Annotated in this window: 21 protein-coding genes and 1 pseudogene; 13 read left to right on the forward strand and 9 right to left on the reverse strand. The window is 71.2% G+C overall.

Features of this window, described 5'->3' with window-relative positions:
• Positions 1-13: 13 nt before the first annotated feature.
• The 5 genes and pseudogenes from G4G93_RS17140 to G4G93_RS17160 form a co-directional block, all read right to left on the reverse strand.
• Entirely contained in the window at positions 14-1,468 is a 1,455-nt protein-coding gene (locus G4G93_RS17140; RefSeq protein ID WP_165085769.1) for a DUF6212 domain-containing protein, read from the reverse strand.
• A 356-nt stretch (positions 1,469-1,824) separates the two neighbouring features.
• Positions 1,825-2,541, reverse strand: a complete 717-nt coding sequence (locus G4G93_RS17145) for an MgtC/SapB family protein (protein ID WP_165085771.1) — start codon at positions 2,539-2,541, stop codon at positions 1,825-1,827.
• A 233-nt stretch (positions 2,542-2,774) separates the two neighbouring features.
• Positions 2,775-3,254, reverse strand: a pseudogene (locus G4G93_RS17150) (NUDIX hydrolase); the annotation flags it as partial.
• 349 nt (positions 3,255-3,603) lie between these two features.
• Complete coding sequence (locus G4G93_RS17155) at positions 3,604-4,065, reverse strand: MarR family winged helix-turn-helix transcriptional regulator (protein ID WP_165085774.1); 462 nt, start codon at positions 4,063-4,065, stop codon at positions 3,604-3,606.
• A 179-nt stretch (positions 4,066-4,244) separates the two neighbouring features.
• A complete protein-coding gene (locus G4G93_RS17160; RefSeq protein ID WP_165085776.1) occupies positions 4,245-4,604 on the reverse strand; it encodes a hypothetical protein in 360 nt (119 codons plus the stop codon).
• Positions 4,605-4,831: 227 nt separating this feature from the next.
• On the opposite strand from G4G93_RS17160, the gene G4G93_RS17165 reads away from it, so the two are divergent.
• Both G4G93_RS17165 and G4G93_RS17170 read left to right on the forward strand, forming a co-directional pair.
• Positions 4,832-5,737 carry a C40 family peptidase gene (locus G4G93_RS17165; protein ID WP_165085777.1) on the forward strand — a complete coding sequence of 302 codons (906 nt, stop codon included), beginning with the start codon at positions 4,832-4,834 and terminating at the stop codon, positions 5,735-5,737.
• A gap of 221 nt (positions 5,738-5,958) precedes the next feature.
• Complete coding sequence (locus tag G4G93_RS17170; RefSeq protein WP_165085779.1) at positions 5,959-6,597, forward strand: helix-hairpin-helix domain-containing protein; 639 nt, start codon at positions 5,959-5,961, stop codon at positions 6,595-6,597.
• Positions 6,598-6,757: 160 nt separating this feature from the next.
• Here G4G93_RS17170 and G4G93_RS17175 read toward each other — a convergent pair whose 3' ends face one another.
• Both G4G93_RS17175 and G4G93_RS17180 read right to left on the reverse strand, forming a co-directional pair.
• A complete protein-coding gene (locus G4G93_RS17175) occupies positions 6,758-7,720 on the reverse strand; it encodes a GTP-binding protein (protein WP_165085781.1) in 963 nt (320 codons plus the stop codon).
• Between the two features lie 76 nt (positions 7,721-7,796).
• The gene (locus G4G93_RS17180; protein ID WP_165086061.1) at positions 7,797-8,612 is read right to left on the reverse strand and encodes a creatininase family protein; all 816 of its coding nucleotides are present in this window, start codon (positions 8,610-8,612) and stop codon (positions 7,797-7,799) included.
• 197 nt (positions 8,613-8,809) lie between these two features.
• Between G4G93_RS17180 and G4G93_RS17185 the strand changes: the two genes are divergently transcribed.
• The 3 genes from G4G93_RS17185 to G4G93_RS17195 all read left to right on the forward strand — a co-directional run bounded on the left by G4G93_RS17185 (position 8,810) and on the right by G4G93_RS17195 (position 13,600).
• A complete protein-coding gene (locus tag G4G93_RS17185; RefSeq protein ID WP_165085782.1) occupies positions 8,810-9,385 on the forward strand; it encodes a MarR family winged helix-turn-helix transcriptional regulator in 576 nt (191 codons plus the stop codon).
• 275 nt (positions 9,386-9,660) lie between these two features.
• Positions 9,661-12,786 (forward strand): PAS-domain containing protein, encoded by a 3,126-nt coding sequence (locus G4G93_RS17190; protein WP_165085784.1) that lies wholly within the window; start codon positions 9,661-9,663, stop codon positions 12,784-12,786.
• A gap of 82 nt (positions 12,787-12,868) precedes the next feature.
• Positions 12,869-13,600 (forward strand): SDR family oxidoreductase, encoded by a 732-nt coding sequence (locus G4G93_RS17195; protein WP_165085786.1) that lies wholly within the window; start codon positions 12,869-12,871, stop codon positions 13,598-13,600.
• A gap of 79 nt (positions 13,601-13,679) precedes the next feature.
• Here the strand turns inward: G4G93_RS17195 and G4G93_RS17200 are convergent, their stop codons facing one another.
• The gene (locus G4G93_RS17200) at positions 13,680-14,303 is read right to left on the reverse strand and encodes a TetR/AcrR family transcriptional regulator (RefSeq protein WP_165085788.1); all 624 of its coding nucleotides are present in this window, start codon (positions 14,301-14,303) and stop codon (positions 13,680-13,682) included.
• A 119-nt stretch (positions 14,304-14,422) separates the two neighbouring features.
• Between G4G93_RS17200 and G4G93_RS17205 the strand changes: the two genes are divergently transcribed.
• The 6 genes from G4G93_RS17205 to G4G93_RS17230 all read left to right on the forward strand — a co-directional run bounded on the left by G4G93_RS17205 (position 14,423) and on the right by G4G93_RS17230 (position 21,723).
• Positions 14,423-15,109 carry a PspA/IM30 family protein gene (locus G4G93_RS17205; protein WP_165086063.1) on the forward strand — a complete coding sequence of 229 codons (687 nt, stop codon included), beginning with the start codon at positions 14,423-14,425 and terminating at the stop codon, positions 15,107-15,109.
• A gap of 130 nt (positions 15,110-15,239) precedes the next feature.
• Complete coding sequence (locus G4G93_RS17210) at positions 15,240-15,512, forward strand: YiaA/YiaB family inner membrane protein (RefSeq protein WP_165085789.1); 273 nt, start codon at positions 15,240-15,242, stop codon at positions 15,510-15,512.
• A gap of 175 nt (positions 15,513-15,687) precedes the next feature.
• Positions 15,688-19,107 carry an acyl-[ACP]--phospholipid O-acyltransferase gene (locus tag G4G93_RS17215; RefSeq protein ID WP_165085791.1) on the forward strand — a complete coding sequence of 1,140 codons (3,420 nt, stop codon included), beginning with the start codon at positions 15,688-15,690 and terminating at the stop codon, positions 19,105-19,107.
• Between the two features lie 106 nt (positions 19,108-19,213).
• Positions 19,214-20,344, forward strand: coding sequence for an ATP phosphoribosyltransferase regulatory subunit (locus tag G4G93_RS17220; RefSeq protein WP_165085792.1), 1,131 nt, complete (start codon positions 19,214-19,216; stop codon positions 20,342-20,344).
• An 11-nt stretch (positions 20,345-20,355) separates the two neighbouring features.
• Positions 20,356-21,354 carry an ATP phosphoribosyltransferase gene (gene hisG, locus G4G93_RS17225; RefSeq protein ID WP_165085794.1) on the forward strand — a complete coding sequence of 333 codons (999 nt, stop codon included), beginning with the start codon at positions 20,356-20,358 and terminating at the stop codon, positions 21,352-21,354.
• Between the two features lie 135 nt (positions 21,355-21,489).
• Complete coding sequence (locus G4G93_RS17230; protein ID WP_165085795.1) at positions 21,490-21,723, forward strand: hypothetical protein; 234 nt, start codon at positions 21,490-21,492, stop codon at positions 21,721-21,723.
• Positions 21,724-22,032: 309 nt separating this feature from the next.
• Here G4G93_RS17230 and hemA read toward each other — a convergent pair whose 3' ends face one another.
• On the reverse strand, positions 22,033-23,316 hold the full coding sequence (gene hemA, locus G4G93_RS17235; protein ID WP_165085797.1) for a 5-aminolevulinate synthase: 1,284 nt from the start codon (positions 23,314-23,316) through the stop codon (positions 22,033-22,035).
• Between the two features lie 524 nt (positions 23,317-23,840).
• On the opposite strand from hemA, the gene murA reads away from it, so the two are divergent.
• Together murA and G4G93_RS17245 are read left to right on the forward strand one after the other, a co-directional pair.
• The gene (gene murA, locus G4G93_RS17240; RefSeq protein ID WP_165085799.1) at positions 23,841-25,130 is read left to right on the forward strand and encodes a UDP-N-acetylglucosamine 1-carboxyvinyltransferase; all 1,290 of its coding nucleotides are present in this window, start codon (positions 23,841-23,843) and stop codon (positions 25,128-25,130) included.
• Positions 25,131-25,323: 193 nt separating this feature from the next.
• Entirely contained in the window at positions 25,324-26,160 is an 837-nt protein-coding gene (locus G4G93_RS17245) for a class I SAM-dependent methyltransferase (RefSeq protein WP_165085801.1), read from the forward strand.
• Positions 26,161-26,279 lie beyond the last annotated feature (119 nt).

A 26,279-nucleotide genomic window follows, 5' to 3' on the forward strand; every position in this document is an offset into this window, starting at 1 on the left:
CTAATCAAAATAGTCAGGGCAGAAGCGTAATGCTACGGAAATACGCCCACGAAAGATTGTAATTCTCCGTCCGGTTCCGCGTCAGAAGATAAATATCAATAATATCTGCATTCATCGGCGCAATTTCGACCTCAAATTCTCCCCATTCGCCGGCCTTGAACGCGTTCCATTTGACATACTGTAGAAAATCGGGATTTTCCGTATCGATGATCGCAGCCGCAGGGAGTCCGGACGCTGAAAAAACGGCGAACTCCGTGGCTTGCGCGTCCTTGTTCCGGAGCTCGACCACCGCGAGAATCTTGCGGTAACCGGACGCGCCAATGGATCTCAGACAGCTGATCGTAGGCGCGAGCCCCAACGGGTGCACGAGCAGGGACTTGGTTTCCTCGTCGAAGGCAACCGTATTGAAATCCGCGATACCGCTTGCCTGATGGAACAGCTCGGCTCGTGACATGACCACGGCGGGTATGCTCTTGGCTGCGACGGCAGCCTCGACCGTCGGCGCACGCGCACCGGCCAGCGGTAGAAAGGCCGGCATGCCTGACCAGACCTGAATTGCCAACGGACGGTCGTTCATGTCGTTGGTGCTGATGCTTGCGCATTCTTCGCGGATGGGGTTGGGCTGCCCAAGTGCGAGGAAGACCGATCGTGCCCCCTCTCCGCTGAGTGTAACCTCGACGCGGACAGGCTCGCGCTTTCCTCCGTAAGTCTCCGTACATTGCACATTATTCCATCCCCTGCGGATTGCCGAGAGGGGAATATTGACATCGCAGATCAGATTTCCGGAATGAGATCTGATTGCTTTGAAATTTACAGAGCCGTCCTCCTCATCAGCATCGCGACTCATGAAGAACTCGATCGACTTAATGCTGGGGATCTCACCGGACAGATTTTGAGAGATCAGAATGCTCTCGTCCTCGCCGGTCGGCTGACGATGAACTGGATACGCTGCCGGCTCGACCCGGTAGACCAGCCGGTCCGACATCGGACCGATGGCGCGGATCGGATCCTCGAGGGCCTGAAGGACCTTCTCGAGACGATGGTTGTTTGCCCGCAAGGTGGCCTGCGCCAGGTTCGACCGGGCGTAGCTCTTCATCACGTCGGTGAAGAGCGACCCGACGCGCTCCCAGCACCAGCCTTCGACGGTCGCACGCCCGATCTCGGTCTCGCTCACCGACAGGATCGAGCCGGGCCGGGCGATCTCGGGCAGGACGGCCTCGATCCGGTCCTTCAGATCCTCGTCGAGCTCCGACGCGATGATGAAGCCGATCGTGAAGCTGTTCCTTCTGTCGCGATCCGATCCGCCCGAAAACTTCTCCAATCCGAACGGGAGATCGACTTTTCCCTGGGCTTCGAGGCGAAGCGGCTCGGCCTGGACGGCCCCCGGCAGAACACCCTTGACCGTGTCGAAAATCCTCTCCTCCACCATCACGTGGAAACGGGTGGGGGCGTCATGGTCTCTCGTCATTGCATTTCGCTACGTTAGGGGTTTTGCAACCTATAGTTGCTTTAACGATGAGAAGGGGGTATCGTGAATCCGGGGCCACCTTTAGCGTACCGCAGAACGGAATGCCATGGGCGAACCAGGGGCTGACGCGCACGCTTGCTCGAACTTCAACCAGCGTCACCCATGAGTAACGACCGGGACTCGACATCGCCGGAACGGAGGCAAATCCGCCTGCATTTCGGCGCACCCCAAAAATAACCCCAAATCATGCGATGTGGATTGTGCAGGCCTGACAATTCTACGCGCCAGGCTCGCCGCCCTGCTTCGTCGATCGGAACTCATGCTCGCTGGATCTGTGGCGAACCTGCGGTGCGACATCAATCCGTCGTCCGCACCGTCCAGGTCGCCTGCCGAATTCCTTCGGCGGCGCCCAGGCGCGCGATCACCGCGTCGATCTCCGCCGGCTCGATGGCCGTGCTGACCAGGGTGGCGACAACCTCGACGTCGTCCTCGCCGCGCTCCTCGACGTCGACCTCGCTCACCGGGTAATGGGCCGCCTCCAGGCGCTCGACCAGGAGGTCGCGCACCTCGGAGAGGCGCGCGGTCTCGGTGACGGCGCGGACCTCGTAGGTCGCCTCGGTGTCGCGCTCGTCGATCGGAATGCGGTTGATGGCGTTGACGAGGGGCCGCAGCAGGGTGTTGCCGGCGAGCACCGCGACGGTGACGAGGACGGCCTCCGCCGCGAGATCGACCCCCGCCAGCGCCCCGACGGCGGCCGAGCACCACAGGGTCGCGGCGGTGTTGAGGCCACGGACGTTCATGCCCTCCTTCATGATCACGCCGGCACCCAGGAAGCCGACGCCCGACACCACGTAGGCGACGATCCGGATCGCGCCGTCGCCGTGTCCGATGCGCATGCCGAGATCGACGAAGGCCGCGGCGCCCACCGCGACCAGCACGTTGGTGCGCAGGCCCGCGGTGCGCTGCCGGTACTGGCGCTCCGCGCCGATCAGGGTGCCGAGCACGAAGGCGCAGAGCAGGCTCAAGGTGGAGTTCAGGAATTCGCCGGCCTGGAAGGCCTGGATGATCGCCATCGCGTCGCCGCTCGTCGTCAGGAATGCGGGCCGTCCCGGCGGGCCCGCCGACCCTCGCAGCCTTAGCGGGGCCGTGTGACGGACGGATAGCGACGGCGTCAGGAGGCCTTGGAGGGGGGCTTGCCGGAGGGAGTCTTGCCGGACGGGACCTTGCCGGAGGCCGGCTTCTCGGAAGCCGGCTTGTTGGACGGTGCTTTGGGCGGAATCTTGACGGCGACCTTGGCTTTCGCCTTGCGGGCCTTCGCGCCCTCGGCGCCGGCGGCGCGGATCAGGGCGGCGAGCCCGGCCTCGGTGACCGCCTCGGCCGCCTCGGGGACGCTGAACCAGCGCCCCTCGCGCTCGCTCTGCTCGGGCCAGGTCTTGAGCTGCTTGCGCACGTCGAGGCGGAACACCTGGACCTGGCACAGCACCATGTCGCGGCTCTTCAGGCGCTTGTGGTAGAAGTAGCTGCCGAGCGCCCGCCGGCCGACCCGGCCGATCAGGCCCGCCTCCTCGTAGGCCTCGCGGGCGGCAGCCTCGTAGTTCTTCAGGCCCTTCATCGGCCAGCCCTTCGGCACCACCCAGCGCCGCGTCTCGCGGGAGGTGATGAGCATGACCTGCAGGGCGCCGTCCGGGCCTGCGCGCACCGGCAGCACGGCGACCTGCCGGCGCGGCTCGCCGTTGCGTTCCGACCATCCGGCAAGGAGGCCCGCGAGGGCCCGCAGGCTCTTCATGATCCCGTCCGGCCCGCGCAGGCGCAATGACCGGGGAGGCCGGCTCGAACGCTCGGGCACCGCCCGATCGCGTTGCCACCGGGCAGTGCTCCAGGTCCTTGATTCTGCCGCATTTTCTGAGACGAACCGGTATCCGCTTCGCCGGAAAATGCGCTAGGGCAGAGGACGGGTGTCACGGCGGGGCGCACTCGCTGGTCCGGTCTTGAGCGGGAGGCCGTCAGGCCGTCGACATGCGGATCCGCGGTCCGGCCTCCCTCGCGGCGGACGACGCACCTCGCCCGTCCCTTTAAGCGGGATGGAGCGCGGCGCTCAAGTAGGAATGATTAACCGGCTAAGCAAGCCGGCGCGGTCATCCCTCGCTGCCCAGCGTGGCGATGAGGGTGTCGAGGCGGGCGCGCAGCTCCGCGATCTCGGCTTCGGACATCTGCAGGGTCTTGACCACCGAGCGGCGGACCTCGACGGCCTCGGCCTGGAGGGCGTGGCCCTCGTCGGTCAGGCTGATCTCGACCTCGCGCTCGTCGGCCTGGCGCCGGGTGCGGCGCACGAAGCCTGCCGCCTCGAGGCGCTTGAGCACCGGGGTGAGCGTGCCGGAATCGAGGCGCAGGCGGCGGCCGATGTCGGAGACCGTGAGCCCGTCAGTCTCCCACAGCACGATCAGCACGAGGTACTGAGGGTAGGTGAGTCCCAGCCGCTCGAGCAGCGGCCGGTAGCATTTCGTCATGCGGTGGGAGGCCGCGTAGAGCGCGTAGCAGAGCTGATTGTCGAGCCGCAACGCTTCCACGCCTGTCGTGACAGGCTCAAGAGAATTCATGTGCACACCATACCGACGGCAACCGGACGTCGCCCTCGCCGCAGGAACTTCATGCCGCCAGCCTAACACGGGCCGACGGACCGCCGAAATCGCACCGGGGCGTTCGATGGTGAACAATATTCTCTCGAATGCGGTCCCGTGTGCAACAGCATAAGATGGGTGACAGGATTGCGAGCGCTTCAGCGCCGCCCGTCGAGGGGCGGGCGGGTGCGGCGCTCGACGAGGGGCCGGCCGGCCCGGCGCTCGACGATCACCGTGCGCGGGCCGCGCAGGCCGCTGCCGGTGCTGATGATTCGCTCGGGCGCGGCCTTCGGCTTGGCCGCCAGGGTCTTGGCTGCCTGCAGCACGTGCGGTCGCACCTCCTCCAGCGGCAGGCCGATCAGGCCCGCGGCGATCTCGACCTGCTGCTCGACGTCGTCGGCGAGATCCTGGGCCGCCGCCACCGCCTCGGAGATGGTGGGGGGCTCCTTGCGCACCCGGATCGGCGGCAGGTTGCGGGGCTTGTCGGTCGGCTTCTTCACGGTGCGGCTCATCATCATGGGCTGACCATAGCGCAGGCACGGCGATTGTTGCAGTGCAACACGCGCATGTCCAACCCGGCGCGGCTGGAATGGTTGCGCCGTGTTTCCCGATAGGCTGCGGCGGCGGCTGCGAAATTTCGTTCGTGTGCGGATCGGGGACAGGGGTGGGCATAAGGTCGCAGGCTCGTGACGGGGCCGTGCGGTGCCACCTTGCCGCCGCGGGGCGGGCCTGTGAGGGTAGAGCCATGACCGACATGTCGCGCACCGACCTGCCCCGCCTCGATCCCCGCCTCACCCCCGCCCGGCCCGACCTCGCCGACGAGCGCCTGCGCGGGCAGGTCGAGGCGGCGCGCTTCGTGCCCGGCCGGCCGCACCGGATCGGCCAAGCCGTCGCCCCCCTGCGGCGCGCCCCCGATACGGGTGCCGCCCTCGACAGCGAGGCGCTCTTCGGCGAGGCCGCGACGGTCTACGACCTGCGCGACGGCTGGGCCTTCGCGCAGCTCGCAGCCGATTCCTATGTCGGCTACCTGCCGGCCGAGGCGCTGGCCCCCGTCGATCCCGCCCCGACCCACCGGGTCGCGGCCCTGCGCACCTTCCTGTACCCGGCCGCCGACCTGAAGCGGCCGGCGCTCGGCGCCCTCAGCCTCGGCGCGCAGGTGGCGGTCGCGGACCGCGAGGGCGCCTATGCGCGGCTCGCCGACGGGCGCTTCGTCTGGTCCGGGCACCTCGCACCCCTGGATGCCATCGAGCCGGACGTCGCCGCGACGGCCCTGCGCTTCCTCGGCACGCCCTATCTCTGGGGCGGGCGCAGCAGCCTCGGGCTCGACTGCTCCGGGCTGGTGCAGACCGCGCTCGCCACCGCGGGCATCCCGGCTCCCCGCGACAGCGACCAGCAGGAGGCGGCCCTCGGCGCCCCGGTGCCGGTGACCCTGGATCTCGCCGGCCTGCGCCGGGGCGATCTGGTGTTCTGGCGCGGCCATGTCGGGATGATGCTCGACGCGACGCAGCTGATCCACGCCAACGGCCACCACATGGCGGTGGCGATCGAGCCCCTGGCCGAGGCGGAAGCCCGCATCCGCGCCGGCCGGACCGGCCCGGGCACCGGCGACGGGGCGATCCGGTCGATCCGCCGCCTGCCCGCGGGCGCCTGACGACCGCGGCGACAGGTCTTCGGATCACCATCATCCCCGTAACTCTGGGGAAAACCCGCTGCTGAAACGGACATCACCGCGCGAAACCGTGGACATCCGGCGGAATACCGGTGGCCTGCCGGCGGTCATGCCTCGCGCCGGCCATAACCCGATGTAGAGTAGGGCCCGAAGGCCGCCGTCGGCGGTCCGCGATCCCACGCCCTCAAGGACACACACCCACGATGCTGACCGGTTCGGCCATTACCCGCGCCCTCGTCATCGTCGTGCTGGCGGCCGGCCTCGCCGGCCTGTGGCAGGTGATGGTGCCGCGCACCACCGGCACGCACGTGTCGGAACCCCCCAAGGTGGAGTCGTCGAAGCGGGCGGAGACCGGCCGGAGCGCCGCACCGACGCCGACGCCCGCGAACGGGGATGCGGTGCGCTCGGTCTATCCGGGCCCGCGCCCGGCCGACCCGCCGGCGCTGCGCCAGCCGCCGGTGGCGGAGGTGACGCCCGTCCCGAGCCAGACGCCGTCAGCCGCAAGCCAGACGCCGCCAGCCCAGAGTCAAGCGGCCCCGGCCCCGAACGTCATGCCGCCCCCGACCGACGCCCCGGCGCCCTCCCCTCCCCCGGTCTTCACTCCGGCCACGCCGTCGGCGCCGCTGCCGCAGGCCGACGACACCGCCGACGCCCCGCCCTCGACCGGCACGGTCGACCTCAACACCGCCAGCCTGGCGGAGCTGAACGGTCTGGGCGGCGGCATGATCGGCAAGGCGATCATCGCCCGGCGGCCCTACGCGTCGCCGAGCGAACTCCTGTCGAAGCGGGTGCTGAGCCGGGCGACCTACGAGAAGATCAAGGGTCAGGTGACGGTGCGCTAGCTCTGCCGGGCGGAGCGGCACGCTTCTTTTCCGTCGAAGGCCTGGGCCACCCTCCGGGTCCGGGCTCCGCTGCGCGGACTGACCCGGCGGGCGATCGGCCCGCCGAGCCTTCGAGCGAGCCGGATCGACGACGGTCCCGGCTCGATCGAAGACCGCGCCGTCAGGCCCGGCAGGCCTCGAAGCCCTTGCGGATCGCCTCCGGATCGAGGTGGCGGCCGATGAAGACGACGCGGGATTCGCGCGGGTCGCCCGGCTTCCACTCGTCCTGCAGGTCGCCGTCGAGGATCATATGGACGCCCTGGAAGACGAAGCGGCGCGGCTCGTCGGGGAAGCTGACGATGCCCTTGCAGCGCAGGATGTCCGGCCCCTGGACCTGGGTCAGGTCGGAGATCCACGGCATGAACTTGTTGGGATCGACCGCGCCGGGAATCCTTGCCGAGATCGACCGGATCTCGTCGGAATGGTGGTGATGGTGCCCTTCCTCCAGGAACTCGGGCTCGATCTCGATGATGCGGGAGAGATCGAAGGCCTTGCGGTCGAGCACCGTCGCGAGCGGCACGGCGCAGTGCTGGGTGCGGTGGATCTCGGCGGACGGGTTGATGGCGCGGATCTGGCGCTCCACCGCGTCGAGCCCGGCCTCGTCGACGAGGTCGGCCTTGTTCAGGAGGATCACGTCGGCGAAGGCGACCTGGTTCTTGGCCTCGGGGGCGTCCTTCAGGCGCTCGGAGAGCCACTTGGCGTCGGCGACCGTCACCACCGCGTCGAGGCGGGCGGCGTCGCCGACATCCTGGTCGACGAAGAAGGTCTGGGCGACCGGGGCCGGGTCGGCGAGGCCGGTGGTCTCGACGATGATCGCGTCGAACTTGCCCTTGCGCTTCATCAGCCCGTCCATGATGCGGATCAGGTCGCCGCGCACGGTGCAGCAGATGCAGCCGTTGTTCATCTCGAACACTTCCTCGTCGGCGCCGACGACGAGGTCGTTGTCGATGCCGATCTCGCCGAATTCGTTGACGATCACGGCGTAGCGCTTGCCGTGCGGCTCGGTGAGGATGCGGTTGAGGAGCGTGGTCTTGCCGGCGCCGAGATAGCCGGTGAGCACCGTGACGGGGATCTTGTCGGACATGCGGGGGCGTCTTCTTGCAGCGAAACCGGTCGCGGGGGCGCCGCCGGGGCGGCGCGGCGACGCACGATATAGTGTGTCACTCCGCCCGGTGCGAGACCGGCCCGGCGAGGCGCCCGTCCAGCGTGAAGCGGGCGATCTCGCCGAGCAGCTCGACGAAGGCGCGCGCGCCGTGGTCGAGGAGGGCGTGGCCGGCCTCCGCGCTGCCCAGGCGGGCGTCGCCGATGGCGCCCGCCGGATTCAGGTCCTGCGCGTGCCAGGCGAAGGCGGCCGGGCGACCGGCCCGCAGATGGGTGTAGTCGCGGGCGATCCGGCGGGTCGCCGGGGCGAAGTCGCGGATCGCAGCAGCCCGCACCAGGTCGGGCCGGAGCGCCAGCATCAGGGCGGTCTCGATCCCCCCGCCATGGATGCCGTGGCGCACCTCGTCGTCGGGAAACAGCCCGGGCGGCGTGCCGAAGCGGCTCCAGGCGGTGGTGACCGCCACCATCCCGTGCCGGCCGCGCAACCCCAGGGCCACGAGGTCCACGAGCGCGCTGTTGCCGCCATGCGACGACACGATCACGAGCCGGCCGCACCCGGCCCGCGCCACCCCGTCGCCGATCTCGCCCCAGGCCCCGAGCGCCGTCTCGGGCGTGAGCGTGAGGGTGCCGGGAAAGTCGGTGTGCTCGGGCGACAGGCCGACGGCCTGGACCGGCAGGACCCGCACGTCGAGGTCGTCGGGGACGAGATCCACGACCCGCGCGAGGTACCCCTCGGCGATGACGACGTCGGTCGAGAGCGGCAGGTGCGGCCCGTGCTGCTCCACGGCCGCGACCGGCAGCACCGCCACGGTGGCCTTCAACGCGCCGTCGCGGCATTCCTCGGTGGTCAGGTCGCCCCAGGGCCGGGCCGGCATCCGCGTCGCTCCGCTCTCGTTCACGCCGCGCCAGCATAAGCCGCGGGGGAAGGGATCGAAACCGGGCACCGTCATCCAGCCGTCACGGGCGGGCTGGCATGTGCGCCACCAGGGGCGCCGCGGGGCGCCCGGCCGCCGCCCTTGCGCTCACAGTGCCGGGGCGGCAGGATTGGGCTCGAGAACAGGGGCGACACGCCATGGCAGCGGGCGAGCAGGCTTTGGCCGTGGACGTGCCGCGCCGGGCGGCCAAGCGCCACCGGCCCCCCGGCGCCAAGAGCGTCGGCTGGGCCCTGATGCAGGCCGCGCGCCTGCATCGCGGCCGCATCGGCGACCGCCTCGCGGATCTCGATCTCTTCGCGGGCCAGGAACAGGTGGTGCAGGCGCTGGCGACGGCCGGCACCATGACGATGGGCGATCTCGCCGCCACCCTGCGGGTGCGCCCGCCCACCGCCTCGAAGACGATCACGCGGCTCGCCGCCATGGGGGTGGTCGAGCGCCGGACCGAGGCCGGGGACGGCCGCATCGTCCGGGTGCGCCTGACCGAGGCGGGCATGGCCAAGGCCGCGGCGATCGAGGGCATCTGGGACGATGTCGAGGCCGAGATGCTGGACGGCTTCGACAACAAGGAGCGCCGGCGCCTGCGCAAGCTCCTGCGCCGCGCCGCCCGCAACCTCGCCGAGGCCGCCGGCCTGGAGGCGCACGAATCCGACGCCGAGGCCGAGGACGACCTCGAGGGCGGGCTCGACGGGGATGCGAGCCGGGACATGGATTGAGGGCCGTTTCGGCGGTATTCACACCCTCCTCGTCATTCCGGGCTCCGCTACGCGACCCCGGAATGACACGGTGGATTTCATATCCGTAGAGACCAATCGAGCAGGCGCTGAGAGCGGAGAATGTCCGCCTCCTGCCCGCTCCCCTCCCTGCACGCCCTGCCGGGGACGCCCGCATCACACGCCGATAACCGTGGCGACGGGACGACGTGCCCCCGTTCGTGCCCTATACACGGTCTGCTTGCGGCGGGTCGCAAGGTTTCAGGGCCGGCTGGATCGTGTCCGATCTCCATCAGAGCGGCGAAGGCGGGGTACGGTCGCCCGGACTGCCGGCGCGGCCGCTGCGGGCCTACATCGCCGCGCTCGCGGTCGCCCTGCTGGTGCCGGCCGTCCTCATCACGGCCCTCCTCGCGCAACGCTGGGTGCAGGCCGAGCAGGCCCGGATGGAGGAGCGGACCGCGACGCTCAACGCGCATGCGGTCGAGCAGATCGACCGCTTCCTCAGCGGCCAGATCGCGATGCTGCAGGCACTGGCCACCTCGCCGGCGCTGGACACCGGCGACTTCGTCCAGTTCGACCGCCAGGTCCGCGAGCTCGTGCGCCTGCAGGGCGTCAAGATCGTCCTGCGCGAGCCCGACGGCCGCGAGCGCGTGAACACCCGGCTGGCACCGGGCGAGCCCCTGCCCCGGGCCGTCCTTCCCCTGGACGGCCGGGTGCGGGACACCGGCGCGCCGGCGATCTCCGACTTCATGATCGGCGCCCTCACCGGCAAGCCGATCGTCGTCGTCACGGTGCCGGTCCTGCGCGACGGCGCGGCGGTCTACCTCCTCGATGCCTCCCTGCCGGCCGGCCTGTTCGGCGACCTGCTGCGCGCCGCCGGCGTCACCGCGCCCTATTCCGGCTCGGTCTCCGACCGGGCGGGGATCGTCATCGCCCGGTCGGTCGCCACCGGCATGGGGGCGGGCCGGCCGCTGCCGGGCTTCGAGGCGACGGCGGGCGCGACGGGTCGGTGGTCCGGCCGCAACCTGAGCGGCATCCCGGTCTTCGGCACCCATCACCGCTCGGGCCTCTCGGGCTGGACGGTGACGATCGGCATCGAGCAGGCGGCCCTGCGGGCGCCCCTCGTCACCTCCGTGATGGTGCTGGCGCCGGTGATCCTCGGCCTCGGGCTGATCGCGCTCCTCGCCTCGGTGCTCGTCGGGCGGCGCATCCTGCTCGCCAAGGCCCTGCTGTCGCAGGCCGCCGCCGACCTCAGCCGCGGCATCCCGCTTTCGAGCCCGGTGACGCCGATCCGCGAGGTGAACGAGGTCGGGGCGGTGCTGGCGCAGACCTCCGCCACCCTGCACCGGCAGGCCGACGCCCTGCGCAAGAGCAACGCCGACCTGGAGGAGCGCATCGCCGAGCGCACCCGCGCCCTGGTCGCGCAGGAATCGGTCCTCAAGACCACCCTCGACGCGATGGACCAGGGCCTGATCATGGTCGACGCGCAAGGAACGGTCGCGGTCACCAACCGGCGGTTCGCCGCGCTGCTGGGCCTCGATCCGGCCTTCCTGGCGGCACGGCCGACGCGGGCCGAGATGCGCCGGGTGCTCGACGCGGCCGGCGAATATGCCGGGCTCGACCCGGCCTTCGCGCAGGCGATCGCGATGGGCGACCTCGCGGTGATCGGCGAGCGCTACGAGCGCGTGCGGCCGGACGGGACGGTCCTGGAGGTCCACGTCGCGCCGACCGCCGATGGCGGCATCCTGCGCACCGTCTCCGATATCACGGCGCGCCGCGCCGCCGAAGCCGCCCTGCGACGCGAGACGGCGCTCCTCGACGCGACGCTCGCCAACATGGACCAGGGTGTCCTGGTGATCGACGCCGCCGGGATCGTCCAGCTCTGCAACGAGCGGGCGACCGACCTGCTGGGCCTGCCGCCGGACTTCCGCCGCGCCGGCCGGACGCTGGCCGACCTCGTCGCCTGGCAGCAGGCCGGCGGCGAGTTCGCGGGAGCGCGGCCGGATTGCGACGCCTGGCTCAAGCTCCAGGGCGACCTCCTCGACGCGCCCCCGATCTACGAGCGCACCCGACCGAACGGCACCGTCCTCGAGGTGCGCACCGTGCGCCTCGCCGAGGGCGGGGCGATCCGCACCTTCTCGGACGTGACCGAGCGCAAGCGGCGCGAGCTCGCGGTGCTCGAGGCCAACCGCGTCGCCGAGGCGGCCCGGGCCCAGGCGGAAGCCGCCCAGGCCCAGGCGGAAGCCGCACAAGCTCAAGCGGAAGCCGCGAGCGCCGCCAAGACCGATTTCCTCGCCACCATGTCCCACGAGATCCGCACGCCGCTCAACGGCGTGATCGGCTACGCCGACCTCCTGGTGCGCGAGGGCGACCTGCCGCCGGCCCAGCGCCGCAGCGCCGAGCGGATCCAGGAGGCGGGCCAGGCCCTGCTCACCGTCGTCAACGACATCCTCGACTTCTCGAAGATCGAGGCCGGGCAGATCGACCTCGACCCGCGGCCCTTCGCGCCGGCGGTGCTCGCCGACAACGCGGTCGCGATCGTCCGGACCGCGGCCGACGCCAAGGGCCTGGCCCTCGCGGTGCGGATGGAGGACGGGCTCGCCCCCCGCCTCGTGGGTGACCTGGACCGGCTGCGCCAGGTGCTGCTCAACCTCCTCGTCAACGCGATCAAGTTCACGCCCGCCGGCGGCGTCACCGTGAGCCTCGCGAGCGCGCCGCTCGGGGCCGGGCGCCACGCCTTGCGGGTCGCGGTCGGCGATACCGGGATCGGCATCCCGGCCGACCGGCTCGGCCGCCTGTTCCAGCGTTTCTCCCAGGTCGACGGCTCGATCCAGCGCCGCTTCGGCGGCACCGGCCTCGGGCTCGCCATCAGCCGGCGGCTCGTCGAGACCATGGGCGGCGAGATCGGGGTCGAGAGCCGGCCCGGCGAGGGCTCGACCTTCTGGTTCGCCGTGCCGCTGGCGGAGGCGGGCGACGCGGCGGCGGCCCGGGAGCGCGGCACCGCGGCGCCGCTCGCGCGGCCGGCCCGGATCCTCCTCGTCGAGGACAGCCCGATCAACCAGGAGATCGCCCGCGCCATCCTGGAGCGCCGCGGCCACCGCGTGACGGTGGTGGACGACGGCGCCGAGGCGATCTCGGCCGTGCAGGCGGGTGCGCACGACCTCGTGCTGATGGACGTGCAGATGCCCGGCATGGACGGCCTGACCGCGACCCGCCACATCCGCGATCTCGGCGCTCCGCTCGGCCGCCTGCCGATCGTCGCGCTCACCGCCAACGTCCTGCCGCAGCAGATCGCACAGTTCCGGGCCGCCGGCATGGACGACCATGTTGGCAAGCCGTTCCGGCCCGAGGAGCTGCTGGCGACGGTGGAGCGCTGGAGCGCGGCCCGGGCCGCGGCGGCCTGACGGCCGTGAGTGCGCGCTGTCGACGCTTGCCGTGGCGGCGCGGGCCCTATCTCCCGACCGGACACGACCGAAGGAGACCGCCATGGCCAAGGATCATCAGGCCAAGGATCATCGGGCCAAGGATCATCGGGCCAAGCAGGACCGCAGCGTGCTGATCGTCGGGGCCTCGCGGGGCCTCGGGCTCGGGCTGGCGCGGGCCTTCCTCGCCCGCGGCTGGGCCGTCACCGCCACCGCCCGGGGCGAGGCGCCGGCGCTCGCGTCCTTGAGCCCCGTCGCGCCCGAACTCGCCCGGGTCGACATCGACGACGATGCCGGCGTGGCGGCGTTGCGCGAGTCTCTCTCGGGCCGCAGCTTCGACGTGGTGTTCGTGGTCGCGGGCATCGCCGACGGCGCCCACGTGCCGCTGCCGCAGGGCGACCGGGCGACGGCGCTCAAGGTCTACGAGACCAACGCGATCAGCCCGATCCGCTTCGCCGAGGCCTTCGCCGGGCACGTCGCCCCCGGCGGCCTGATGGTGCTGATGAGCTCGATCCTCGGCAGCGTCTCGCTCAACGAGGGGGGCTCCTGGGAGAGCTACCGGGCCAGCAAGGCCGCGCTCAACACGCTCGCCCGCTCCTTCTCCGCCCGCCACCGCGACGCGCCCTTCGGCACGGTGCTGATGCATCCGGGCTGGGTGCGCACCGACATGGGCGGCCCGGAGGCCGACATCGACGTGGCGACCAGCGCCGAGGGGATGGCGGAGGTGGTCGAGGGACGGCTCGGGCAGCGGGGATGCCTGTACCTGGATTATCGGGGGGAGACGGTGCCGTGGTAGGGGCGGGGCGCGATCGATCTCCCCACGGACTCTGACAGGACGGTCGCGCCCGTTCCGTCGGCTGTCGGGGAAGCCGGATTCACCCCTCCGCCAGCCCCCGCCCCAAGGCCCCCACCACGATCTCGATCTGCCCGCGCAGGACCGGCTCGCTCAGCACCATCAGCTTCTCGTCGAGGCCGAGGCTGACGAGGCCGTGGGTGGCGGAGAACAGTGAGCGGGCGAGAAGCGCCCGTCCCCCCTCGTCGAGATCCGGGCGCAGGACCCGCAACGGCGCCTCGATGGTGCGGAACAGCCGCACCTGCTCGACGAGGTACCAGTCCGGCAGCGCCTCGGCGACCCGGTGCTGGAACAGGGCGCGCCAGCGCGCCGGGTTCTCGGAGGCGAAGTGCAGGTAGGCCACCGCCAGCCGCACCAGGGTCGCCACCGCCGCGTCCCGCTGCTCCGGGGTCGCCGGGCCCTGCGGCGCCGGCGGCAGGGGGACCGTGGCGATGACCCGGTCGAACAGCGCCAGCGTGCGCAGGTTCACCGACAGGATCAGGGCGTCGAGGTCGGGAAACACCGTGTAGATCGCGCCGAGTGCGCAGCCGACCTCCTTCGCCAGGTCGCGGGCCTTCAGGCCCGACAGGCCGCTCTCCGCGATGGTGCGCTCTGCCGCGTCGAGCAGGGCCGCCTTCAGCCGCTCCCGCCGCTCATCGGTGCGCATGCCCGCGCCCTCTCCCTGAACAACGTTCAGAATTGAGCTTGAACAACGTTCAAACCTGTGGAAGGATGCATTCGTGAACAGCGTTCACGGACCTGGCGACCGCCGACCCGGAGCCCATGATGCTCAATCTCCTCTCCACCCTCGTCCGGGGCGCCGCCGCCCGCGCCGCCGAGGACCTGCACGACCAGCACGCCTTCCTGATCCTGGAGCAGCAGCTGCGCGACGCGGCCGCCGCCCTCGACGACAGCCGCCGGACCCTGGCGCGTGCCATCGCGCAGGAGGCCGCCGATGCGAAGGCGCAAACTGCGCTCGCCGGCCGGCTCGCCGATCTGGAGGCCCGCGCCGTCGCGGCGCTCGCCGGCGGGCGCGAGGACCTGGCGGCGGAAGCCGCGGAGGCGATCGCCGAGATGGAGGAGGAGGCCCTGGCCCTCGAGACGACCCGGGCGGCCTACGCCGCGGAGGTCGCCTCCCTGCGCCGGGCGGTGCGCAAGGGCGCCCGGCACTTCGCCGAACTGGAGCGCGGCCAGCGCATCGCCCGCGCGGCGGAGGCGGTGCGCCGCCTGCGCGCCCGGCGCGGCACGGGGCTGGGCAGCCCGGCGGCGCTCGCCGAGGCGCAGGCCACCCTGCGCCGCCTGCGCGAGGCCCAGGCCGCGGATGCCGCCTCCGACGAGGCGCTGGCGATCATCGAGGCGGCGACGCCGGAATCCCTGTGCTGGCGCCTGGAGGAGGCCGGCTTCGGCCCGCGCACCCGGCCGAGCGCCGGCGGCGTGATGGAACGCCTTCGCGCCCAGGCCCGCGCGGCCTGAGCGCCGGGAGTCCAGGCTCGCGCGGCCTGAGCGCCGGGAGGCCAGGCCCGCGCGGCCTGAGCGCACAAGGTCCGGGCCCGCGCGGCCTGAGCGCCCCGCACCGGTCTCACCTTTTCGAGGATTCACGATCATGACCCCGCAGAACCCGCAGCACACCTCCGCCTGGGTGGCGTTCACCTACGCCTCCTTCATCGGCGCCGCCACCATGGTGGCGGGCGGCATCCTGTTCCTGCCCCTCGACCTCTGGACCAAGGCCTATCTCGCCATGGGCGTGACGATGCTGGTCCAGTCCTGCATCACCCTGGCCAAGACCGTGCGCGACGTCCACGAGGGCAAGCGTCTCGTCAACCGCATCGAGGATGCCCGGGCCGAGCGGCTGCTGATGGAGATGGGCAAGGAGTAACCCGCCCCGGCAGGGCGGCGGTTCCCCGACATCGGATCGCCGCAGATCGCGGCGAGAGATTGCGGCAACAGATTGCGGTACTGAAACCGATTAGGGTTTCCCGGCTAAGCCTTGCGCCGTCGCGGCGGCGCCCGGCCTGCCCGAGCCCCCCGTCACCGAGCGAGGAACGCCCCTCATGTCCGGACAGCTGATGGCCAGCCGGCGCTTCGCGCCCCTGTTCTGGTGCCAGTTCTTCTCCGCCTTCAACGACAACTTCCTCAAGAACGCCCTGGTGTTCCTGATCATGTTCGGGGCCGGCGGGGTCGGCGGCGGAGCGGATGGCGGCTCGGCGGCCCTGGTGACGCTGGCCGGCGCGGCCTTCATCGCGCCGTTCTTCTTCCTCTCGGGCCTCGGCGGCCAACTCGCCGACCGCTACGACAAGGCGTTCATCGCCAAGCGCCTCAAGGCGGCGGAGATCCTGGCGGCGGGCGTCGCGGTGCTGGGCTTCTGGCTCGCCTCGGTGCCGATCCTGTTTCTGGCCCTCATCCTGTTCGGGATCGTGGCGGCCCTGTTCGGGCCGATCAAGTACGGCATCCTGCCGGATCACCTCGAACGGGCCGAGCTGCCGGCCGGCAACGCGCTCATCGAGGCCGCGACCTTCCTCGCCATCCTCACCGGTACCATCGCGGGCGGCCTCGCCGTCACCCATGGCGGGGCGCACGCGTTCGGGCTCCTGGTGATGGGATTCGCCCTCCTGTGCTGGCTCGCGAGCCTCCTGATCCCGAAGACCGGCGAGGCGGCGCCGTACCTCCAGGTCGACCGCAACGTGCTGCGCTCCACGGGCAGCCTGATGCGCGATCTCTACGCGGATACGCGGCTGTGGCGCACCGGCGTCATCACCAGCTGGTTCTGGCTCGTCGGCGCCGTCGTGCTCGCCCTCCTGCCGGCGCTGGTGAAGGGCACCTTCGGCGGCGACGAGACCGTGGTGACGGCGCTCCTCGCGATGTTCTCGGTCGGCGTCGCGCTCGGCTCCGGCCTCGCCTCCTGGCTCTGCGCCGGGCGGATCGTGATGCTGCCGACGCCGATCGCGGCGCTCGTCATGGGCCTCGTCTCCCTCGATCTCGCCCACGTCGCCGCCACCAGCGTGCCGCCGCCCTCACCCATCGGCGCCCTCGACTTCCTGGCCTCCTGGCGCGGCGCCCGCATCGCGCTCGACTTCGTGCTGCTCGCCGCCGCCGCCGGCCTGTTCATCGTGCCGTCCTTCGCCGCGCTCCAGGCCTGGACGCCGAAGGAGCGCCGCGCCCGCGTCATCGCCGCCTCGAACGTGCTCGCCGCGGCCCTGATCGTGCTCGGGGCCGTCGGCCTCGCGGTGCTGCAGAAGGCCGGGCTGTCCTCGGCCGGCCAGTTCGTGATCGTCGGCATCGCCAACCTGCTCGCCGGATTCGCGATCCTGGCGGTCCTGCCGACCAGCGGATTCCGCGATTTCCTGTCGATCGTGTTCCGGGCCTTCTACCGGCTGGAGGTGCGGGGCCTCGAGAACATCGAGAAGGCGGGGCCGAACGCCATCATCGCCCTCAACCACGTCAGCTTCCTGGATGCCGGCCTCGCCCTGTCGCTGACCGAGCGCGACCCGACCTTCGCCATCGACCACACCATCGCACAGAAATGGTGGGTGAAGCCCTTCCTGTGGCTGACCCGGGCGCTGCCCCTCGACCCGACAAAGCCGATGGCGACGCGCACGCTGATCAATGCCGTCAAGGCCGGCGAGACCCTGATCATCTTCCCCGAAGGCCGGCTCACCGTCACCGGCAGCCTGATGAAGGTCTATGACGGCGCCGGCCTGATCGCCGACAAGTCCGGCGCGCCCGTGGTGCCGGTGAAGATCGAGGGGCCGGAGCAGACCGTCTTCTCGCGCCTGTCCCGCGCCCAGGTGCGCCGGCGCTGGTGGCCGAAATTCATCGTGACGGTGCTGGAGCCGGTGCGGCTCGACGTCGATCCCGCGCTGAAGGGCAAGGCCCGCCGCCAGGCCGCGGGCGCGGCCCTCTACGGCGTGATGTCGGACCTGATCTTCCGCACCGCCCCGATCGACCGGACGGTGTTCGAGGCGGTGGTCGATGCGGCCGAGCGCGAGGGCGCGGGCCGGGTCGCCGTCGAGGATCCGGTCTCGGGCAAGCTCTCCTATCGCCGCCTGCTCGCCGGCGCCCGGGTGCTCGGGGCCAAGCTCGGGCCGCTGGCCCCGCAGGGCCGGGCGCTCGGCGTGATGCTGCCGAACGCCAACGCCGCCGCCGTCACGGTGCTCGGCGTGATGTCGGCCGGCCGCGTGCCGGCGATGATCAACTTCACGGCGGGCGCGGCCAACATCCTGAACGCCTGCAAGGCGGCGGAGATCGACACCATCGTCACCTCCCGGGCCTTCGTGCAGAAGGGCCGCCTCGACGCCCTCCTGGAGGCGTTGGGCCAGAGCCTGAGGATCGTCTACCTGGAGGACGTCCGCGGCCGGGTCGGCCGGCTCGACCGGCTGCGCGGCCTGTTCGGCTGGCGCCGGGCGCTCCATCCCCGTCGCCCGGAGGATCCGGCGGCGATCCTGTTCACCTCGGGCAGCGAGGGCACGCCGAAGGGCGTGGTGCTGTCCCACCGCAACATGCTGGCCAACGCCGCCCAGGCCCAGGCGCGGATCGATTTCGGCCGCACCGACAAGGTGTTCAACGTCCTGCCGGTGTTCCATTCCTTCGGGCTCACCGTCGGGCTGGTGCTGCCGCTGGTCTCCGGCGTGCCGGTCTACCTCTACCCGTCGCCGCTGCATTACCGGGTGGTGCCGGAGCTGGTCTACGGCTCGAACAGCACCATCCTGTTCGGCACCGACACCTTCCTGGCCGGCTATGCGCGGGTCGCCCACGCCTACGATTTCCGCTCGCTGCGCTACATCCTGGCCGGGGCCGAGCCGGTGAAGCCGGCGACCCGCAAGGCCTACGCGGAAAAATTCGGGCTGCGGATCCTGGAGGGCTACGGCGTCACCGAGACGGCGCCGGTGCTGGCCCTCAACACCCCGATGTTCAACCGCTTCGGCACGGTCGGGCGGATCATGCCCGGCATGGAGGCGCGGCTGGAGCAGGTCGCGGGCGTGAGCGAGGGCGGGCGCCTGTTCGTGCGCGGGCCCAACGTGATGCTGGGCTACCTGCGGGCGGAGAAGCCCGGCGTGCTGGAGCCGCCGCCCGGGGGCTGGCACGATACCGGCGACATCGTGACGATCGACGATGACGGCTTCGTCACCATCCGCGGCCGGGCCAAGCGCTTCGCCAAGGTCGGCGGCGAGATGATCTCCCTCGCCGCCGTCGAGGCTCTGGCTGCCGAGCTCTACCCGGATGTCGGCAGCGCCGTCGCCGCCGTGCCCGATGCCCGCAAGGGCGAGCGCCTGGTGCTGGTGACCGAGAAGAAGGACGCGACCCGCAGCGCCTTCCAGGCCGAGGCCCGCGCCCGGGGCCTGAGCGAGCTGGCGGTACCGTCCGAGATCGTCACCGTCGACAGGCTGCCGCAGCTCGGCTCCGGCAAGGTCGACTTCGCCGCCGTGACGCGCCTCGCCGCGGAGCGGACCCGGCCGGCGGAGGTGGCGGCCTGACGAACGAGCGGGCGGCGGCCCTGCGCAGACGGCCGCGCGCCCCACGGTCGCCAAGCCCGCCCGGTGCTGCTACAGGGCCGCCCAGGCAAATTGGATAGTGGGACCAATGACGGGTAACGGAGCCGCGGCCCCCCGGCCGGCGGCGGCGCACGAGGCGCTTCTGGCGCTGTTCGAGGACCGGGGCTACGCGCGGGTCGAGCCGCCGGTGCTGCAGCCGGTCGAGCCCTTCCTGGAGCTGTCCGGCGAGGACATCCGCCGGCGCATCTTCATCACCCAGGACGGCGCCGGGGCGGAACTCTGCCTGCGGCCCGAATACACGATTCCCGTCGGGCGCCACCACCGCGCCGTCGCCGACGGGCAGGCGGCCGATTACAGCTATCTCGGCCCGGTCTTCCGCCTGCGGGCGGCCGAGCCCGACGAGTTCCACCAGGCCGGCATCGAGTCGATCGGCCGGACCGACGTGCCGGCGGCCGATGCCGAGATCCTGGGGCTCGCCCTCGACGGGCTCGACCGCCTCGGGCGCCGCGACCGCCAGGTCCGCCTCGGCGACATGGGGCTGATCACCGCGCTCCTCGACGCGCTGAACGTCCAGCCGGCGGCCAAGCGCCGGACCCTGCGGGCCGTCGCCGCCGGCCGCTCCCTCGACGCGATCGCCGCGCCCGTGACGGTCGATGCCGCCCATGCGGGCCTGCTCTCCGCCATCCAGGGCCAGGACCCGCAAGGGGTGCGGGCCTTCGTCGAGGACGTTCTCGCCATCGCGGGCATCAGCCGGGTCGGCGGCCGCACCGCCGGCGAGATCGCCGAGCGCTTCCTCGCCAAGGCGGCGGCCCATGCCGAGGGCGGCGCCGGCCTGGGAACGCGCGCCCGCGAGGTGCTGGACGCCTACCTCGCCCTCAGCGGCGATCCCGACGCGGCGGCCTCGGCCGCCCGCGACCTCGCCCGCCGGGCCGGCCTCGACGACCCGCGGCTGGAAGCCGCCCTCGCCCTGTTCGAGGAGCGCAACGGCTTCATCGCCGCCCGCGGCCTGCCGCTCGAGCGCTTCGTGTTCACCGGCAGCTTCGCCCGCAACCTCGACTATTATACCGGCTTCATCTTCGAGGTCGCGGAGAACGAGGGAGCCAAGCCGCTCGTCGGCGGCGGGCGCTACGACGGCCTGCTCCAGCATCTCGGCAGCCGGGACGCCCTGCCCGCCGTGGGCTGCTCGTTCTGGCTCGAACGCCTGGAGGGGGCGCGCTGATGAGCGACACGATGACTGCCACTCCCCTCGATGGTCCCCTCGATGGTCCCCTCGTCTTGGCGGTGCCCTCGAAGGGCCGCCTGCAGGAGAATGCCGCCGCCTTCTTCGGCCGCGCCGGCCTGACGCTCGCCCAGACCAGCGGCGCCCGCGACTATCGCGGCCGGCTGAAAGGCGTGGACGGGGTCGAGGTGCGCTTCCTCTCGGCCTCCGAGATCGCCGGCCAGCTCGCCAGCGGCGCGGCCCATCTCGGCATCACCGGCGAGGACCTGATCCGCGAGACCCTGCCGGACGCCGCCGGCCAGGTCGAGCTGCTGACGCCCCTCGGCTTCGGCCAGGCCACCGTGGTGGTGGCGGTGCCCCAGGCCTGGATCGACGTGCGCTCGATGAGCGACCTCGACGAAGTGGCGAGCGACATGCGGGTGCGCCACGGCCGGCGCCTGCGCATCGCCACCAAATACGTCAACCTGACCCGCCGCTTCTTCGCCGAGCACGGTGTCGCCGATTATCGCATCGTCGAGAGCCTGGGCGCCACGGAAGGCGCGCCGGCCTCCGGCAGCGCCGAGATCATCGTCGACATCACCACCACGGGCGCGACCCTCGCGGCGAACGCGCTGAAGATCCTCGACGACGGGGTGATCCTGCGCTCGGAGGCGAACCTCGTCGCCTCGCTCGCCGCCTCCTGGAGCGAGACCCCGCGGCGCGCCGTGCAGGCGGTGCTCGGCCGGATCAGCGCCGAGGAGCGGGCCCGCACCACCCGCGAGGTCCGGGCCGGGATGCCGGTGTCGGGCGAGATCGACCTCGCGGGCCTCGCCGCCCTGCACGAGGCCGAACTGCCCTACGGCGCGCCGGAGGGACGGGGGGAGATCGTGCTGCGCTGCCCCGCCGACGCGGTGTTCGGCCTCGCCGATGCGCTGGTCCAGGCCGGAGCCCAGGCGGTGAGCGTACGGCGCATCGACTACGCCTTCGCGGCAGAGAACCCGTTGGTGGAGCGGTTGCTGGGGCGTCTCTGAGACCGGCCGGGAGCTTTGCTCCCGGCTCTCGCAGTTCTCCTCATGCGTATGACGCAACGTCAGATGCGAAGCGGTGGGACCTCTACGTCATCCTTGCTATGAAGGCGAACGGCACGAAGAAGGGGGCATTCAGCGATGACGGAACTGCTTCGGCAAGCCTTCGTATCGTCGGAGGCGATGCCCCCCGAGGCACAGGACGATTTGGCGCGAGCGCTGCTGGCCTACGCGCATGATGGCGAGCCTGAAGAGATCGAGCCAGAGCACTTGGAAGCCGTACTCGAGGGAATGGCACAGGCGAAGCGAGGCGAGTTCGCTGAAGGCGATGCCATTGACATCGTGAGTGCTGCCTTCCGCCGTGCTCGGCGATGAAGCTGCGGCTCACGCATCGAGCCGAAGCGGATCTCGCGCGCATTGCCGATTACTCTACGCTCGCAATCCAAGCGCAGCATTGCGTGTGGAGGCGAAGCTGAAAGCCGCGTCTCGGCTCATTTCGCCTATCCGGAAATCGGCAGGCGTCAGAGACGCGATGTGCGGCGTTTCGCGGTGCCGCGCTGCCCGTACCTCATTTTGTACGGTGTCGATCTGGCACTCTACGAGATCATTGTATTTACGATCCGCCACGCCGCACGCCGGGAGGAGCACTGACGGACACCGCCAGTGCTCCAGGAAATATAGAGCTTACTCCGCCGCCTCGACGAACACCGTCCCGGCCCGCGGCAGGTCGAGTGCGTCCCACACCTCGACCAGAGCCTCCCGCAGCGCCCCGATATGCGCCTCGCCGTGGAACGGGGAGGGCGTGATGCGCAGGCGCTCGGTGCCCCGCGGCACGGTCGGATAGTTGATCGGCTGGATGTAGATGCCGTGGCGCTCCAGCAGCCGGTCGGCCGCCGCCTTGCACAACTCGGCGTCGCCAACCATCACCGGGACGATGTGGGTGTCGGTGGCGAGCACCGGCAGGCCGGCATCGAGGAGGGCCGCCTTGGTGCGGGCGGCCTGGCGCTGATGCGCCTCGCGCTCGGCGCCGGACTGCTTGAGATGGCGGATCGACGCAATGGCGGCCGCCGCGATCGCCGGCGGCAGCGCCGTGGTGAAGATGAAGCCGGCGGCGTGGCTGCGCACCGCGTCGCAGAGCGCCGCCGAGCCGGTGATGTAGCCGCCGACGCAGCCGAAGCCCTTGGCGAGCGTCCCCTCGATCACGTCGACCCGGTGCATCACCCGGTCGCGCTCGGCGATGCCGGCGCCGCGCGGGCCGTAGAGGCCGACCGCGTGGACCTCGTCGAGATAGGTCAGGGCGCCGTAGCGCTCGGCGAGGTCGCAGATGCGGCTGATCGGCGCCACGTCGCCGTCCATCGAGTACACGCTCTCGAAGGCGATCAGCTTCGGCCGGTCGCCGGCCTCGATCAGCAGCTCTTCGAGATGGGCGAGGTCGTTGTGGCGGAAGATGCGCTTGTCGCAGCCCGACTGGCGCACGCCCTCGATCATCGAGTTGTGGTTGAAGGCATCCGACAGGATCAGGCAGTTCGGGATCAGCCTGGCGATCGTCGAGATGCCGGCCTGGTTCGAGACGTAGCCGGAGGTGAAGACGAGGCCCGCCTCCTTGCCGTGCAGGTCGGCGAGCTCGCGCTCCAGGTCGACGAGCGGCGAGTTGTTGCCGGCGATGTTGCGGGTGCCGCCGGCGCCGACGCCGCAGCGCCGCGCGGTCTCGGTCAGGGCGCCCACCACCGCCGGGTGCTGGCCCATGCCGAGATAGTCGTTCGAGCACCACACGGTGATCTCGCGGGTGGAGCCGTCCGGCCGGCGCCACTGGGCGGCGGGAAAGCGGCCGTTGATGCGCTCGATGTCGGCGAAGACGCGGTAGCGGCGCTCGCCGTGCAGGCGCTCGAGGGCGCCGCGGAAGAGGGCCTGGTAATCGGTCGCGCCCTGAACGGTGTCGGGGCGGGTCTCGGGCCGGGTCTCGGGCATCGTGGTCCTTCGCGGTCTGGCCGGACGTGCCGTCCGGGGGCGGGACCGGGCCTGACCCCGGGGAGGAGCCGGTCCGCGCGGCGGACGGCCGAATCGCCGGGACGCCGCTGGTCGCGCCTTGATCTCGCTCAAATGCGACGGCTTTGTCTTTTGAAAAAGTCGAGGGCGAGGCAGGCGTTCTGACGCCTCCCGCGCGGGCACGGAAGCGGGAAATTGGTCATGGCGACGAAGGGTCGCGCGCGATGAGCGGGCAGGGCGAGGGAACGCGGGAGCAGCGGTTGAAGGCCGCCCTGCGGGACAACCTCAAGCGCCGCAAGGCCCAGGCGCGGGGGCGCGAGGCGGCCGAGGTGGAGGCACCCGGCGAAACGTCGCCGGAACCGCCGGCGGATCGAACCGCGGGGGATGAGCGTTGACGCCCAAGCGTAGCAGTCGCATTGCTGCGGTGCAATAATCGGGTTTTCGGAATCAGGGCGCGCTCACGGGGCGCCCGGGACGCGCCGCGGCGCGCGAGGGACGTTGTCACCATGGATCGCATCCACATCGTCGGCGGCAAGCCGCTTCACGGCATCATCCCGATCTCGGGCGCCAAGAACGCGGCGCTGCCGCTGATGATCGCCAGCCTGCTCACCGGCGAGACGCTGGAACTCTCGAACGTGCCCCGGCTCGCCGACGTGGCGTCGCTGCTGCGCATCCTCGGCAATCACGGCGTCGACCACATGGTGGTCGGCAAGCGTCCGGGCCAGACCACCGAGGCCGGCCAGACCATCCGGCTCACCGCGTCGAACGTCATCGACACCACGGCCCCCTACGACCTGGTCTCGACCATGCGGGCGAGCTTCTGGGTGATCGCGCCGCTGCTGGCCCGCTTCGGCGAGGCCCGGGTCTCGCTGCCGGGCGGCTGCGCCATCGGCACGCGCCCGGTCGACCTGCTGCTGATGGCGCTGGAGACGCTCGGCGCCACGATCGAGATCGACGGCGGCTACGCGGTGGCGCGCACGAAGAACGGCCTGCGCGGCGGCGAGATCAAGTTCCCGAAGGTCACGGTCGGCGGCACCCATGTCGCCCTGATGGCGGCGGTGCTCGCTCACGGCACCACGGTGATCGAGAACGCCGCCCGCGAGCCGGAGGTGGTGGATCTGGCCGCCTGCCTCTCCCGGATGGGCGCGCGGATCGAGGGCGCCGGCACGCCCCGGATCATGATCGAGGGCGTGTCGCGCCTCTCCGGCGCCCGGCACGCGGTGCTGCCCGACCGGATCGAGACCGGCACCTACGCCATGGCGGTGGCGATGACCGGCGGCGACGTGACCCTGGAAAATACCCGGGCCGACCTGCTGCACAGCGCCCTCGACATCCTGGCCACCACCGGCACCGAGGTGACGCCGCTCGATCACGGCATCCGGGTGCGCCGCAACGGCCACGGCATCGCGGCGGTCGACATCACCACCGATCCGTTCCCCGGCTTCCCGACCGACCTCCAGGCCCAGTTCATGGCCCTGATGACCAAGGCCCGGGGCCAGTCGCGCATCCGCGAGACGATCTTCGAGAACCGCTTCATGCACGTGCAGGAGCTGGCCCGTCTCGGCGCCAGGATCCGGCTCGAGGGCGACGTGGCGGTGGTCGAGGGCGTCGAGCGCCTGAAAGGGGCGCCCGTGATGGCGACCGACCTGCGCGCCTCGGTCTCCCTGGTGATCGCCGGGCTTGCCGCCGAGGGCGAGACCCAGATCAACCGCGTCTACCACCTCGACCGCGGCTTCGAGGCGCTGGAGGCCAAGCTCGTGCGCTGCGGCGCGGAGATCCGGCGCGAGCGGGTGTAAGTTCACTTGCAGACGATCGGCTCGAAAAGCCCAAGGCAGGCTCGATGAGCCCGGTCCGGCGGATGCGTCCGGCGGGCTCAAGCCTCCGTTAGGCTTGAGCCGCGTCAATCGTTGTCCGGGTGGCCGGGGCGCGGCATCGTGCGGCCACTCTCGACCGCCCCCGGGCGAGAGCGGCCCCAGGCGGAGCGAACCCGTGCCCTCTCTCTCGACCAAGCTGATCCCGCCCGGGATGCTCAACGTCATCAAGCGCTCGCCGGCCCTCTACGCCGTCGGGCGCAAGGCGCGGTTCGCGCTCGGCTCGCGCCTCGGTGCGCGGCCGGTCGCCGGCATCGGGCGGGCCCACTACAACGACTTCATGCTGACCTCGACGGCCCCCGACCGGGTCGCGAGCTACACGACGGGCGCACGCCAGTTCGTCGACATCCTGGAGACGGCGCTCCGGGATTCCGGGCGCGACTGGGACTCGATCGGCCGGGCGCTGGAGATCGGCTGCGGCTACGGCCGCATCGTGCGCGAGCTGTCGCGGCGCCTGCCGGGCGACCGGATCGCGGTCTGCGACGTGATCGACGAGGGCGCCCGCTTCACCGCATCCGAGTTCGGCGCCACGCAGGTGCCGGTGATGGAGCGCGCCACGGTCAAGCCGTCCGCGACCTACGATCTCATCTACCTGCTCTCGGTCTATACCCACCTGCCGCGCGACTTCGTGGTCTCGAACCTGCGCGACGTGGCCCGCGCGCTGAAGCCCGGCGGCGTCGCGGTGTTCACCATTCACGGCCAGGGCTCGGCCGAGACGGCGGAGCGCTACGAGCAATACTGGCTCGACAAGCCGGCCGTGCTCACCGCCATGGCACGGGACGGGTACTATTACGCCCGCTACCCCTACTACACCGACGAGTACGGCCTGACCTGGTTCACCAAGGATGCGGTCGAGCGGCTGGTGGCCGAGGCGGCGCCGGATCTCGAACCCGTCTCCTACCGGCCGATGCAGCTCGACGCGCACCAGGACGTGTTCGTGTATCGCAAGCGCTGATCGTCGCGACCGCGTCGGCGACGACGCGGCAAACCCTGACGCCTGGAACGGCGCCCGATCCGCAGATGGGATCGGGCGCCGTTCCACGTCCGGCTGCCACGTCGCCGATCGAACCGGGA

Source organism: Methylobacterium sp. DB0501 (genome assembly GCF_011043735.1).
Taxonomy (GTDB): Bacteria; Pseudomonadota; Alphaproteobacteria; order Rhizobiales; family Beijerinckiaceae; genus Methylobacterium; species Methylobacterium alsaeris.

Bases quoted from the DNA above. Each gene is read 5' to 3' on its own strand.
- G4G93_RS17145 (WP_165085771.1), bottom strand. From the start codon at position 2,541: ATGGCGATCATCCAGGCCTTCCAGGCCGGCGAATTCCTGAACTCCACC.
- G4G93_RS17220 (WP_165085792.1), top strand. From the start codon at position 19,214: ATGACGGGTAACGGAGCCGCGGCCCCCCGGCCGGCGGCGGCGCACGAG.
- G4G93_RS17180 (WP_165086061.1), bottom strand. From the start codon at position 8,612: ATGCCGGCCCGGCCCTGGGGCGACCTGACCACCGAGGAATGCCGCGAC.
- G4G93_RS17195 (WP_165085786.1), top strand. From the start codon at position 12,869: ATGGCCAAGGATCATCAGGCCAAGGATCATCGGGCCAAGGATCATCGG.
- G4G93_RS17155 (WP_165085774.1), bottom strand. From the start codon at position 4,065: ATGAATTCTCTTGAGCCTGTCACGACAGGCGTGGAAGCGTTGCGGCTC.
- G4G93_RS17170 (WP_165085779.1), top strand. From the start codon at position 5,959: ATGCTGACCGGTTCGGCCATTACCCGCGCCCTCGTCATCGTCGTGCTG.
- G4G93_RS17140 (WP_165085769.1), bottom strand. From the start codon at position 1,468: ATGACGAGAGACCATGACGCCCCCACCCGTTTCCACGTGATGGTGGAG.
- hisG (WP_165085794.1), top strand. From the start codon at position 20,356: ATGACTGCCACTCCCCTCGATGGTCCCCTCGATGGTCCCCTCGTCTTG.
- G4G93_RS17185 (WP_165085782.1), top strand. From the start codon at position 8,810: ATGGCAGCGGGCGAGCAGGCTTTGGCCGTGGACGTGCCGCGCCGGGCG.
- G4G93_RS17215 (WP_165085791.1), top strand. From the start codon at position 15,688: ATGTCCGGACAGCTGATGGCCAGCCGGCGCTTCGCGCCCCTGTTCTGG.
- G4G93_RS17210 (WP_165085789.1), top strand. From the start codon at position 15,240: ATGACCCCGCAGAACCCGCAGCACACCTCCGCCTGGGTGGCGTTCACC.
- murA (WP_165085799.1), top strand. From the start codon at position 23,841: ATGGATCGCATCCACATCGTCGGCGGCAAGCCGCTTCACGGCATCATC.
- hemA (WP_165085797.1), bottom strand. From the start codon at position 23,316: ATGCCCGAGACCCGGCCCGAGACCCGCCCCGACACCGTTCAGGGCGCG.
- G4G93_RS17175 (WP_165085781.1), bottom strand. From the start codon at position 7,720: ATGTCCGACAAGATCCCCGTCACGGTGCTCACCGGCTATCTCGGCGCC.
- G4G93_RS17200 (WP_165085788.1), bottom strand. From the start codon at position 14,303: ATGCGCACCGATGAGCGGCGGGAGCGGCTGAAGGCGGCCCTGCTCGAC.
- G4G93_RS17205 (WP_165086063.1), top strand. From the start codon at position 14,423: ATGCTCAATCTCCTCTCCACCCTCGTCCGGGGCGCCGCCGCCCGCGCC.
- G4G93_RS17165 (WP_165085777.1), top strand. From the start codon at position 4,832: ATGACCGACATGTCGCGCACCGACCTGCCCCGCCTCGATCCCCGCCTC.
- G4G93_RS17230 (WP_165085795.1), top strand. From the start codon at position 21,490: ATGACGGAACTGCTTCGGCAAGCCTTCGTATCGTCGGAGGCGATGCCC.
- G4G93_RS17160 (WP_165085776.1), bottom strand. From the start codon at position 4,604: ATGATGATGAGCCGCACCGTGAAGAAGCCGACCGACAAGCCCCGCAAC.